This window comes from Thauera sp. ZXT1-4, assembly GCF_052598215.2.
Genome location: NZ_JBQWSN020000016.1, coordinates 45031 through 56900 on the forward strand (window position 1 = coordinate 45031; position 11870 = coordinate 56900).

At 65.3% G+C, this 11870-nt stretch carries 10 protein-coding genes; 2 read left to right on the forward strand and 8 right to left on the reverse strand.

Features of this window, described 5'->3' with window-relative positions:
- Positions 1–37: 37 nt before the first annotated feature.
- From ACUH78_RS12980 to ACUH78_RS13000, 5 genes are all read right to left on the reverse strand, one after another.
- Positions 38–1573, reverse strand: coding sequence for a 2-isopropylmalate synthase (locus tag ACUH78_RS12980; protein WP_418363259.1), 1536 nt, complete (start codon positions 1571–1573; stop codon positions 38–40).
- Positions 1570–2424, reverse strand: a complete 855-nt coding sequence (pssA, locus tag ACUH78_RS12985; RefSeq protein WP_418363258.1) for a CDP-diacylglycerol--serine O-phosphatidyltransferase — start codon at positions 2422–2424, stop codon at positions 1570–1572. Before pssA ends, ACUH78_RS12980 begins: the two co-directional genes overlap by 4 nt.
- A gap of 174 nt (positions 2425–2598) precedes the next feature.
- Positions 2599–3615, reverse strand: coding sequence for a ketol-acid reductoisomerase (gene ilvC / locus ACUH78_RS12990; protein WP_418363257.1), 1017 nt, complete (start codon positions 3613–3615; stop codon positions 2599–2601).
- Between the two features lie 56 nt (positions 3616–3671).
- Positions 3672–4163, reverse strand: a complete 492-nt coding sequence (gene ilvN, locus ACUH78_RS12995) for an acetolactate synthase small subunit (RefSeq protein ID WP_418363256.1) — start codon at positions 4161–4163, stop codon at positions 3672–3674.
- A gap of 31 nt (positions 4164–4194) precedes the next feature.
- A complete protein-coding gene (locus tag ACUH78_RS13000) occupies positions 4195–5907 on the reverse strand; it encodes an acetolactate synthase 3 catalytic subunit (RefSeq protein ID WP_418363255.1) in 1713 nt (570 codons plus the stop codon).
- A 297-nt stretch (positions 5908–6204) separates the two neighbouring features.
- Here ACUH78_RS13000 and ACUH78_RS13005 point away from each other — a divergent pair, with 297 nt between their 5' ends.
- Together ACUH78_RS13005 and pepN are read left to right on the forward strand one after the other, a co-directional pair.
- Positions 6205–6648: an RDD family protein gene (locus tag ACUH78_RS13005; RefSeq protein WP_418363254.1), complete on the forward strand. Its 444-nt coding sequence runs from the start codon at positions 6205–6207 to the stop codon at positions 6646–6648.
- Positions 6649–6742: 94 nt separating this feature from the next.
- A complete protein-coding gene (pepN, locus tag ACUH78_RS13010) occupies positions 6743–9430 on the forward strand; it encodes an aminopeptidase N (RefSeq protein ID WP_418363253.1) in 2688 nt (895 codons plus the stop codon).
- Between the two features lie 125 nt (positions 9431–9555).
- Here the strand turns inward: pepN and ACUH78_RS13015 are convergent, their stop codons facing one another.
- The 3 genes from ACUH78_RS13015 to panB form a co-directional block, all read right to left on the reverse strand.
- Entirely contained in the window at positions 9556–10002 is a 447-nt protein-coding gene (locus tag ACUH78_RS13015; RefSeq protein ID WP_418363252.1) for a CBS domain-containing protein, read from the reverse strand.
- 132 nt (positions 10003–10134) lie between these two features.
- A complete protein-coding gene (gene panC / locus ACUH78_RS13020; RefSeq protein ID WP_418363251.1) occupies positions 10135–10962 on the reverse strand; it encodes a pantoate--beta-alanine ligase in 828 nt (275 codons plus the stop codon).
- A gap of 36 nt (positions 10963–10998) precedes the next feature.
- Positions 10999–11814, reverse strand: a complete 816-nt coding sequence (panB, locus tag ACUH78_RS13025; RefSeq protein ID WP_418363250.1) for a 3-methyl-2-oxobutanoate hydroxymethyltransferase — start codon at positions 11812–11814, stop codon at positions 10999–11001.
- Positions 11815–11870: the final 56 nt, after the last annotated feature.

Sequence of the window (11870 nt, forward strand, 5' to 3'; positions counted from 1 at the left end):
TGCGCCCTCAGTCTGCCTGCCCCTGCGTGTGACGGGCTCAAACCTGCGGGTTGAGGCGCTCGGTGCCGACGTGCAGCTTGTTGAGCGCGTTCAGGTAGGCCTTGGCCGAAGCGACGATGATATCGGTGTCGGCGCCTTGCCCGTCCATGACGCGCCCTTCGTGCGACAGGCGAACGGTCACTTCGCCCTGGGCGTCGGTCCCGGTGGTGATTGCATTGACCGAATACAACAGCAGTTGGCTGCCGCTCGTGACGATGGACTCGATCGCCTTGAAGGCCGCATCCACCGGCCCGGAACCTTCGGCACGCGCATGCGATTCATGTCCGCCCACGGTGAGCGTGAGCTCGGCCACCGGGGTTTCTCCCGTTTCGGAGTGGAAGCGGGTCGACACCAGGCGGTACTGCTCGGGCGCTGGCGTGACGGCCTCGTCGCGCATCAGTGCGGTGAGGTCCTCGTCGAAGATCTCCGACTTGCGATCGGCGAGATCCTTGAAGCGGGCGAAGGCCTGGTTCAGGTGCTCCTCGCTTTCGATCTCGATGCCAAGCTCCTGCAGGCGGGCGCGGAAGGCGTTACGGCCGGAGAGCTTGCCGAGCACCAGCTTGTTGGCACCCCAGCCCACGTCTTCGGCACGCATGATCTCGTAGGTTTCACGGTGCTTGAGTACGCCGTCCTGGTGTATGCCGGACTCGTGCGCGAAGGCGTTGGCGCCGACGATGGCCTTGTTGGGCTGCACCGGGTAGCCGGTGATCTGCGACACCAGCTTGGAGGCGGGCACGATCTGGGTGGCGTCGATGCCAGTCTCGACCGGGAAAATGTCGGCGCGCGTGCGTACCGCCATGACGATCTCCTCCAGCGAAGCATTGCCCGCACGCTCGCCGAGGCCGTTGATCGTGCATTCGACCTGGCGGGCGCCGGCGCGTACCGCGGCGAGCGAGTTGGCCACGGCCAGGCCGAGGTCGTTGTGGCAGTGCACCGACCACACCACCTTGTCGGCGTTGGGGACGCGCTCGATCAGGGCGCGTACGGTACTGGCGAACTGCTCGGGTACGTTGTAGCCGACGGTGTCGGGCACGTTGATCGTCTTCGCGCCGGCCTGGATGACCGCCTCGAAGATGCGGACCAGGAAATCGATCTCGGAGCGGCCGGCGTCTTCGGCCGAGAACTCGACGTCGTCCGTGTATTCGCGCGCCCAGCCGATTGCCTTGACCGCCTGCGCGACGACCTCGTCGGGTGTCATGCGCAGCTTCTTCTCCATGTGGATCGGGCTGGTGGCGATGAAAGTGTGAATGCGGCCGCGGGCTGCGGGGGTGATTGCTTCGCCCGAGCGGCGGATGTCCTTCTCGTTGGCGCGGGCAAGGGAGCAGACCGTGGAGTCCTTGATCGCTTCGGCGATGGAGCGAACGGCCTCGAAGTCTCCGTTGGAGGCGGCAGCGAAGCCGGCCTCGATGACGTCGACCCGCATGCGCTCGAGCTGGCGGGCAATGCGCAGCTTCTCGTCGCGGGTCATCGATGCGCCCGGGCTCTGCTCGCCGTCGCGCAGGGTGGTGTCGAAGATGATCAGCTTGTCTTTCATGGCTTGCTCCCGGGGTCGGTCAAATCGCCTGCCGTCGATGCGTCAGGGCCGTCTTTCTGGTCTTTCTGTGCAGCGGAGGCGGGTGGGGCCGGTGGCTCCTGCCTCGACTGCCTGCGTCTGTGCCAGCGCAGCACGGCAATCACATAGCCCGATGCGGCATAGACCAGGAAAAGTGCGAACAGGATCCCCGGCGGATAGCTGGAGATGAGCGCGAAGGCCAGTACCAGTGCGATCAGTACGATGAAGGGGACGCTCTTGCGCAGGTTGATGTCCTTACCGCTCCAGAACAGTACGTTGCTGACCATGGAGACGCCGGCGAAGATGGTCAGCGCCGCGGCGTACCCACGCAGTTCGTCGCCGCTGAAGCCGTTGTCGATGCCGACCCAGACCATGCCGGCAACGAGGGCGGCTGCGGCGGGGCTGGGCAGGCCCTGGAAGTAGCGCTTGTCGACGACGTCGATGTTGGTGTTGAAGCGGGCCAGGCGCAGAGCCGCGCCGGCGCAGTAGATGAAGGCGGCCATCCACCCCAGCTTGCCGAGATCCTGCAGCGCCCACTCGTACATGACGAGCGCGGGTGCTGCGCCGAAGGAGACCATGTCGGAGAGGGAGTCGTACTCGGCACCGAATTCGCTCTGGGTATGCGTCATCCGGGCGATGCGGCCGTCCAGTCCGTCGAGCGCCATGGCCACGAAGATCGCTACTGCGGCGTATTCGAAGCGGTCGTTCATCGCCTGCACGATGGCGTAGAAGCCGGCGAACAGCGCGGCCGTCGTAAAAAGGTTCGGCAGGATGTAGATACCACGCCGACGTTTCTCGATGACCGGCGCGAGATGCGGTTCGTTGTAGGGCACGTTGGGCTTACCAGCTAGAGATCCTGAATGCGCATTCTAGCGCAGGCGCGCGTATGCCCGGCGCTCCGGAGCGCAAAGCGCAGTGATTGCCTGGCCCGCGCAGGTGGCGGAAAAAGCACAAGGCCGGCCCCGCGCGTGCGGAGCCGGCCTTGTGCATGATGCCGGAAGCGAAGATCAGTTCTTCGACTTGTCGACCAGGGCCTTGGCCTTGATCCAGGGCATCATTTCGCGCAACTGGCCACCGACCTGCTCGATCGGGTGGGCTGCGTTCAGACGGCGGCGGGCGGTCATGCTCGGGTAGTTGGTCTTGCCCTCGAGGATGAACATCTTGGCGTATTCGCCGGTCTGGATGCGCTTGAGCGCATTGCGCATGGCTTCGCGCGATTGCTCGTTGATGACTTCCGGGCCGGTCACGTACTCGCCATATTCGGCGTTGTTCGAGATCGAGTAGTTCATCGTCGCGATGCCGCCTTCGTACATCAGGTCGACGATCAGCTTGAGCTCGTGCAGGCACTCGAAGTAGGCCATCTCCGGCGCGTAGCCGGCTTCGGTCAGGGTCTCGAAGCCCATCTTCACCAACTCGACGGCGCCGCCGCACAGCACGGCCTGTTCGCCGAAGAGGTCGGTCTCGGTCTCTTCACGGAAGTTGGTCTCGATCACGCCGCCCTTGGTGCCGCCGTTGGCTGCAGCGTAGGACAGGGCGATGTCACGCGCCTTGCCGGACTTGTCCTGGTAGACCGCGATCAGCGACGGCACGCCGCCCCCGCGCAGGTACTCGGAACGCACGGTGTGGCCGGGGCCCTTCGGGGCGACCATGATCACGTCCAGGTCTTCACGCGGCACGACCTGGTTGTAATGCACGTTGAAGCCATGCGCGAAGGCCAGCACGCCGCCCTTCTTGATGTTCGGCTCGACTTCTTCCTTGTAGACCTGCGGGATGTTCTCGTCCGGCAGCAGGATCATGACGACGTCGGCGCCCTTGACGGCCTTGGCGATCTCTTCGACCTTCAGGCCGGCAGCCTTGGCCTTGTCCCAGGACGAGCCGTCCTTGCGCAGGCCGACGGTGACCTTGACGCCCGAGTCGGACAGGTTCTGGGCGTGGGCATGGCCCTGCGAGCCATAGCCGACGATGGTGACCTTCTTGCCCTTGATGAGGGAGAGGTCGGCGTCCTTGTCGTAATAAACCTTCATGTCTTTCCTTTGTTTGGCGGGTCGGTACGTGAAAACGGGAACGTTGTTTCTTGTGCTCAGACCTTGAGCACGCGGTCGCCGCGGCCGACGCCGCACACGCCCGAACGCACGGTCTCGAGGATCAGGGCCGGGTCGATGGCGCCGATGAAGGCGTCGAGCTTGCCCTGATTGCCGGTGAGTTCGACGACGTAGGAGGCGTCGGTGACGTCGATGATGCGGGCGCGGAAGATGTCGGCGGTGCGCTTGATCTCCTCGCGGTCCTTGCCGGTGGCGCGCACCTTGACGAGCATCAGTTCGCGCTCGATGTGGGCGGCCTCGGAAATGTCGACGACCTTGACCACTTCCACCAGCTTGTTCAACTGCTTGGTGATTTGCTCGATGATCTCGTCCGAGCCCGTGGTGACGATGGTCATCCGCGACATCGAGAAGTCTTCGGTCGGGGCGACGGTGAGCGACTCGATGTTGTAGCCGCGCGCCGAGAACAGCCCGGAGACGCGCGAAAGCGCGCCGGATTCGTTTTCGATCAGGAGGGAAATGACGTGACGCATGGTGTTGTGTTCCGCAATCGGTGGGTGGCGATCAGAGGTCTTCGGCCGACAGGATCATCTCGGTGAGACCCTTGCCGCCCTGCACCATCGGATAGACGTTCTCGGTCGCGTCGATCTGGAAGTCGAGGAACACGAGCTCGTTCTTGTGCGTGGTGAAGGCCTCGCGCAAGGCGCCTTCGACGTCGGCGGGCCTGTCCACGCGGATGCCCACATGGCCGTAGGACTCGGCCAGCTTGGCAAAGTCGGGCAGGGAGTCCATGTAGGACTCGGAGTAACGGCCGCCGTGGAACAGCTCCTGCCACTGGCGCACCATGCCCAGGTAGCGGTTGTTCAGGTTGCAGATCTTGATCGGCAGGCGGAACTGCTTGCAGGTGGATAGTTCCTGGATGTTCATCTGGATCGAGGCTTCGCCGGTCACGCAGGCCACCGGCATGTCCGGGTTGGCGAGCTTGGCGCCCATCGCGTAGGGCATGCCGACGCCCATCGTGCCCAGGCCGCCCGAGTTGAGCCAGCGGCGCGGCTTGTCGAAGCGGTAGTACTGCGCGGCCCACATCTGGTGCTGGCCCACGTCGGAGGTGATGATCGCCTCGCCGCCCGTCACTTCCCAGAGCTTCTGGACGACGAACTGCGGCTTGATGATTTCGTCCGAGTTCCGGTAGACCATGCAGTTGCGGCTGCGCCACTCCTCGACCTGCTTCCACCACGCAGCGAGCGCCTCGGGGTTGGGCCGGGCCTCGCCGGACTCGAGCTGGCGGATCATCTCGTCCAGCACTTCCTTCACGTCACCGACGATGGGGATGTCGACGCGCACGCGCTTGGAGATCGAGGACGGGTCGATGTCCACATGGATGATCTTGCGCGGCTCTTCGCAGAAGTGGTCGGGGTTGCCAATCACGCGGTCGTCGAAGCGGGCGCCCACGGCGAGCAGCACGTCGCTGTAGTGCATTGCCATGTTGGCTTCGAAGGTGCCGTGCATGCCGGGCATGCCCAGATACTGGCGATCGCTCGCGGGGTAGCCGCCCAGGCCCATCAGCGTGTTGGTGATCGGGTAGCCGAGCAGGCGCGTGAGCCTGGTGAGTTGTTCGGCCGCATTGGAGAGGATCACGCCGCCGCCGGTGTAGATCATCGGGCGCTTGGCTTCGAGCAGCAGTTGCACGGCCTTCTTGATCTGGCCCGAGTGGCCCCTGACCACCGGGTTGTATGAGCGCATCGAGATCTCTTTCGGGTACTCGAAGTCGCAGCGCTGCATCGACACGTCCTTGGGGATGTCGACCAGCACCGGGCCGGGGCGGCCGGTGCGTGCGAGGTAGAAGGCCTTCTTCATCGTGGCGGCGAGGTCGCGCGCGTCCTTGACGAGGAAGTTGTGCTTCACGCAGGGGCGGGTGATGCCCACGGTGTCGACTTCCTGGAAGGCGTCCTGACCGATCGCCGCAGTGGGGACCTGACCGGAGATGATCACCATCGGGATCGAGTCACAGTAGGCGGTGGCGATGCCGGTGACGGCATTGGTGGCGCCCGGGCCGGAGGTTACCAGCGCGACGCCGACCTTGTGCGTGCTGCGCGCGAAGCCGTCGGCGGCATGCACCGCGGCTTGCTCATGGCGCACCAGTACATGGCGCACCTGGTCTTGCTGGAACAAGGCGTCGTAGATGAAGAGTACCGAGCCACCCGGATAACCGAAGACGTATTCGACCTTTTCTTCCTGAAGGCACCTGATTAGAATTTCGGCTCCGGACAGCACCATCGCGAACTCTCTCGTATCTAGGGGTTTGAATAAACGCAGAACGTTACCGGCCGCTGATGGTTTGGTCAAGGCTGGCGGGGCTTTCACGCCCATGTCCGCGCATGTCATGACCCTGCCGGATTTCTGCATCGGCTGCGGCCTTCCGGCGCCGCAGCCGTCCTTCAGCCCGACGTCGCGAAAGCGGCGCATCTTCCGGAAGATTTCATGACACGCAGCAGGCGCGCTGGCCGCAAGGCCGGCGACAGCGGGGCTGGTCCCCTTTCAGTAGTTTCCGCCACCGCCGCGGACGAGGCCGGGATGACGAACCGAACGGTGGCTGAGCTCGCGGGGCTTCGCCGCCGGTTCGCATCCATGCTGTACGAATCCATGCTGCTGCTCGGCGTGCTGGCGCTTACCTTCCTCGTGCCCTACCTGATCCTCGGTCCGGTCACCGGATTCACGCCGCCGGGATGGATGCTTTGGATTCACGTGTTCCTGGTGCTCGGCGTCTATTTCGTCTGGTACTGGCGGCGGGGCGGGCAGACGCTGGCGATGCAGACCTGGCGGTTGAAGATCGTTGCCGCGGATGGACAGGGCGCGAGTCTCGGACGCTGCTGGCTGCGCTACGCCCTGGCCTGGCCCTCGGTGCTCCTGCTGGGCTTCGGCTTGCTGTGGGCGCTGATCGACCGTGAGCGCCAGTTCCTCCACGACCGACTTGCCGGCACCTGCATCGTTTTACTCTCGCAGCAGCCCAAGACCTGAACTGCGTCACCGCCGCGAAGCCCCCGGGGCTGCGGGCGGCTTCGCGATTGCTGCATCCCCCCTAGTTGCGCCTCGAAGCGCCGACGGAGAAAGAATGAAAACCGAACAATCCCCAAGCATCCAGCGCGCTGATTACCAGCCGTTGTCGTGGACGGTCGAGTCCGTCGATCTGCACTTCTGCCTCCACGCCGAGGCCACCGTCGTCACCAACCGCATGCACTGCGTGCGCAATCGCGCGGCCGTCGACGGGCCGATTCGCCTCTGGGGGGAGGATCTGGAGCGCCTGTCGATCACCGTGGATGGTGCGCCGGCGCAGGTGTTGCGCGAGGACGGCACGCTGATCGAGATCGCGGCGGAAGGCGAGCGCGCCGTCGTGGAGGTGCAGACCCGCATCAACCCGAAGGCCAACACCACGCTGTCGGGGCTCTACCTGTCGAATGGCGGCTTCTTTACCCAGTGTGAGGCCGAAGGCTTCCGCCGCATCACCTGCTTTCCCGACCGTCCGGATGTGATGGCGCGCTTCACCGTCACGCTCGAGGCCGACCGTGCGAGCTGCCCGGTCCTGCTGTCCAATGGCAACCTCGTCGAACAGGGCGAACTGCCTGGCGGCCGCCACTACGCGAAGTGGGAAGATCCGTTCCCGAAGCCGTCCTACCTGTTCGCGCTGGTCGCTGCCGACCTCGTCGCGCTCGAGCGAAAGGTCGAAACCATGTCCGGCCGCGAGGTGCTGCTGCAGGTGTGGGTGGAGGCGGGCAACCTCGACCGCGTCGAGCATGCGATGGACTCGCTCGTCCATTCGATGCGCTGGGACGAGGAGACCTTCGGCCTGGAGCTTGACCTCGACCGCTTCATGATCGTCGCCGTGGCCGACTTCAACATGGGGGCGATGGAGAACAAGGGCCTGAACATCTTCAACACCAAGTTCATTCTCGCCAAGCCCGACACCGCCACCGACGTCGATTACGAGCACATCGAGAGCGTGGTGGCGCACGAGTACTTCCACAACTGGACCGGCAACCGCGTCACCTGCCGCGACTGGTTCCAGCTCACGCTGAAGGAGGGGCTGACGGTCTTCCGCGACCAGCAGTTCTCGGCCGACATGCTGGGGAGGATGGCAAATGAGGCCGCCGGTCCCGAGGGCGCTGCCTCTGCGCGCGCGGTCAAGCGCATCGATGACGTGCGCGTGCTGCGTGCCGCACAGTTCCCCGAGGATGCGGGGCCGATGGCGCACCCGATCCGCCCGGACAGTTATCAAGAGATCAACAACTTCTACACCGCTACGGTGTATGAGAAGGGCGCGGAAGTCATCCGCATGCTGCACACCCTGCTGGGTCCCGAGGGTTTCCGGAACGGCATGGATCTCTACTTCAGCTACCACGATGGTCAGGCCGTGACCTGCGACGATTTCGTCGAGGTGATGTCCGAGGCCAACAACGGCTTCGATCTCGACCAGTTCATGCGCTGGTACAGCCAGGCCGGCACCCCGCGGGTGAAGGCCAGCGGGCAATGGAATGCCGCCGACGGCAGCTACACGCTGACGCTGGCTCAGAGCACGCCTGCCACGCCGGGCCAGCATGCCAAACTGCCGCTGATGATTCCATTCGCGGCCGGCCTCATCGGACCGGACGGGCGCGACTGCCCGCTGCAACTCGAGGGCGAGTCCCAGCCGGGCGCCACGACGCGCGTGCTCAAGCTCACCGAGGAGTCGCAGACCTTCCGCTTCGTCGGCCTGCCGGCCGAGCCCGTGCCCTCGCTGCTGCGCGGCTTCTCGGCACCGGTGATCCTCGAGCTGGACGAGGACGATGCGCGCCTCGCCTTCCGCATGGCGCACGATGCCGATCCCTGCAACCGCTGGGATGCCGCACAGCGCTACGCCGAGCGCGTCGCGCTGGCGATGGCGGCCGACCCATCGGCTGGGGTGCCGCCCGCCTTCCTCGACGCCTTCCGCGCCCTGCTCGGCAATCCCGCGCTGGAGCCCGCCTTCCGCGCGCAGGCGCTGGCCCTGCCAGGCGAGGCCTATCTGCTCGAGCGCATGAAACCGGCCGATCCGCTGGCGCTGCGGTCGGCGCTCGTGCGCCTCATGCGCACGCTGGGGGCGTCGCTCGCGGCTGAATGGCTCGCGACCTGCGAGTCGATGCAGGTATCCGGCCCGTATCGTTACCATCCTGCCGATGCGGGCCGCCGCGCGCTTGCGAACCTGGCGCTGCGCTACCTCGCGGCGGCGGGGAACGCCCAAGGGCTGGCGCTCGCACAGGCCCGCTTCGAAGCCGCGACCAACATGACCGAGCGTTTCGGCGCGCTCGCTGCGCTGGTGCAGAGCACGAACCCGGCGCGTGCCTTGGCGCTGCGTGCCTTCCACGAGCGTCATCGGGACGATGCGCTGGTGCTCGACAAGTGGTTCGCGCTGCAGGCCGGGGCATGGCGCTGGAGTGACGAGGCGGAGCCGACCCTCGTCCGTGTACGCGCTCTGCTCGAAGATCCTGCCTTCAGCCTGTCGAACCCGAACAAGGTCTATGCCTTGCTCGGTACGTTCTTCCGCGCCAACCCGGGCGAGTTCCACGCGGCCGATGGCAGTGGCCATGCGTTCTGGGCCGACCAGGTGATCGCGCTCGACAGCCGCAATCCGCAAGTGGCCTCGCGCATGGCGCGGGCGCTGGAGAACTGGCGCCACTTCACGCCGGCGCTGCAGGCCAGCATCCGACCGCAACTCGAGCGCGTGCTCGCGGCGCCGGGACTGTCCGTCGATGTAGCCGAGATCGTCGGCAAGGCACTGCAGGCTTGACCTGTGGCCGTGCGCCCTAGCCAGGGCGCATGGTCCGGAATGCCAGAACGCCGGACACCCTCCTCGGGTGATCCGGCGTTCCTGTGTCTGCGACAACGTCCCTGTCCCGCGTGCGCGGGGCAGGCTCACTCGGCGGCGAGATCGCCCGCGATGTAGCTCTCGAGCTGCTTGATGGTCTTTTCCTGCTGGGTAACGATGGATTTGACCATGTCGCCGATGGTGACGATGCCGAGCACCTTGCCGTCCTCGACCACCGGAATGTGGCGGAAGCGCTTGGCTGTCATGGTCGCCATCACCGTGTCCGCGGTCTGCATCGTGTCGATGGTGTAGGGGTTCTTCGTCATCAGGTCGCCAACCTTGACGTCGCGTGAGACCAAGCCCTTGAGCACCACCTTACGGGCATAGTCGCGCTCGGTGAAGATGCCGACCAGTTTCTCGTGCTCGATCACCAGTACGCTGCCGATGTCGTGCTGCGCCATCAGCGACAGCGCGTCGAACACCGAGTCGGTCGGGCGCACGGACTGGAAGGCTGCGCCTTTCTGATCGAGGATCTGCTTGACTGTCGTGTTCATTCTGTTGCTCCCCCTTCTTTGTTGGCGAGCGTGCCCCGCCATGCGGAGCGGCCCGGTTCTTCAGGTGATCTGGTTTTAACCATAACTGCTGGTGCGCGCAAGAGTGGGCGAACCCTTATCGCATCCGCCCGCTCAGATTTCGAGGTTGTCGATGAGGCGTGTGCGCCCAAGCTTGGCGGCGGCGAGCACCACCAATGGGTCGTCCATGTGCGCGGGCGGCTGCAGGTCGATGCGACGACGCACCGCGATATAGTCGGGTTCCCAGCCCGCCGCCGCCAGCTGCGCCACGGCCTCGGTTTCGAGCTTGAGAAGGTCGTGGTCGCCCGCGCGTACGGCGTCACGGATGCCGCACAGCAGTCGGTAGAGCAGCGGCGCGCGCGCGCGTTCTTCGGCGCTCAGGTAGCCATTGCGCGAGGAGAGTGCGAGGCCGTCGTCGGCACGTACCGTCTCGCCAGGCAGCACTTCGACCGGCATCGCCATCTCGCGCACCATGTTCGACAGCACCATCAGCTGCTGATAATCCTTCTTGCCGAACAGCGCGATGTCGGGCTGAACGATGTTGAGCAGCTTCAGTACGACGGTGGCGACGCCGCTGAAGTGGCCGGGGCGGAACTCGCCCTCGAGGATGGAGACTTGCGCCGGCGCAGGTTCGACGTAATAGCGTTGCGGTTGCGGGTACATCACCTTTTCGTCGGGTGCGAACACATGGGCTACGCCGGCCGCCTGCAGTTTCTCGCAGTCGGCGGCGAAGGTGCGCGGATAACGCTCGAAATCCTCGCCGGCGCCGAATTGCAGTCGGTTGACGAAGATGCTGGCGATCACGCAATCGGCGTGCTCGCCGGCCTGGCGCATGAGCGCGATGTGACCCTCGTGCAGGTTGCCCATGGTGGGCACGAAGGCGACCTTGCCGGCCTGGGCGCGTGCAGCGCGCACGCTCTCGATGGTGTCGTGGATCTGCATGGGTGAAGGCTCGCGAAGGGGATGCCGGCGGGCGGCTCAGTAGCAGTGCTCGGCGGCGGGGAAGCTGCCGTCCTTGACCGCGGCGACGTAGCGCCCGACGGCGTCCTCGATGCTTGCCGCCCCTTCCATGAAGTTGCGCACGAAGCGTGCGGTCTTGCCGTGGAACACGCCGATCATGTCGTGCAGTACCAGCACCTGGCCGTCACAGTCCGGCCCGGCGCCGATGCCGATCGTCGCCATGTTCTTCAGGCTGGCCGTGATCTCGCCGGCCAGTGCAGCAGGTACCATTTCCATGACCATCAGCGCGGCGCCCGCCTGTTCGAGCGCGAGCGCGTCGGCCTTGAGCCGGGCGGCTCCTTCCTCGCTGCGACCCTGCACACGGTAGCCGCCGAGTTGATGTACCGCCTGAGGTGTGAGACCGATGTGCGCACACACCGGCACGCCCCGCTCGACCAGAAAGCGGATGGTCTCGGCCATGAACTCGCCCCCCTCGAGCTTGAGCATCTGGGCGCCGGCCGCCATCAGGCGGGTCGCGTTGCGCATGGCCTGCTCGCGGCTCTCATGGTAAGTGCCGAAGGGCATGTCCGTGATGATCAGCGGGCGCGCGTCGGCGCGCGCGACGCATTCGGTGTGGTAGGCCATGTGCTCGAGCGTTACCGGCAGGGTGGACTTCTGCCCCTGCAGTACGTTGCCGAGCGAGTCGCCAATGAGGATGCAATCGATCCCCGCGCGCCCGAGCAGTGCCGCGAAGCTCGCGTCATAGCCGGTGAGCATGGCGATCTTGTGGCCCTCGGCGCGCATCTTGCCGAGTTCGAAGAGGGTGACGGGCTTCTGGTCCTGAAGGTAGCTCATTCATGACTCCTGGTGGGGGGCGCAGTGTTTCACCAAACGCCTGCCGGGTACAAGCG

Coding starts and splice junctions, on each gene's coding strand:
- ACUH78_RS12980 (WP_418363259.1), bottom strand. CDS start 1,573: ATGAAAGACAAGCTGATCATCTTCGACACCACCCTGCGCGACGGCGAG.
- ilvC (WP_418363257.1), bottom strand. CDS start 3,615: ATGAAGGTTTATTACGACAAGGACGCCGACCTCTCCCTCATCAAGGGC.
- ilvN (WP_418363256.1), bottom strand. CDS start 4,163: ATGCGTCACGTCATTTCCCTCCTGATCGAAAACGAATCCGGCGCGCTT.
- ACUH78_RS13000 (WP_418363255.1), bottom strand. CDS start 5,907: ATGGTGCTGTCCGGAGCCGAAATTCTAATCAGGTGCCTTCAGGAAGAA.
- ACUH78_RS13005 (WP_418363254.1), top strand. CDS start 6,205: ATGACGAACCGAACGGTGGCTGAGCTCGCGGGGCTTCGCCGCCGGTTC.
- pepN (WP_418363253.1), top strand. CDS start 6,743: ATGAAAACCGAACAATCCCCAAGCATCCAGCGCGCTGATTACCAGCCG.
- ACUH78_RS13015 (WP_418363252.1), bottom strand. CDS start 10,002: ATGAACACGACAGTCAAGCAGATCCTCGATCAGAAAGGCGCAGCCTTC.
- panC (WP_418363251.1), bottom strand. CDS start 10,962: ATGCAGATCCACGACACCATCGAGAGCGTGCGCGCTGCACGCGCCCAG.
- panB (WP_418363250.1), bottom strand. CDS start 11,814: ATGAGCTACCTTCAGGACCAGAAGCCCGTCACCCTCTTCGAACTCGGC.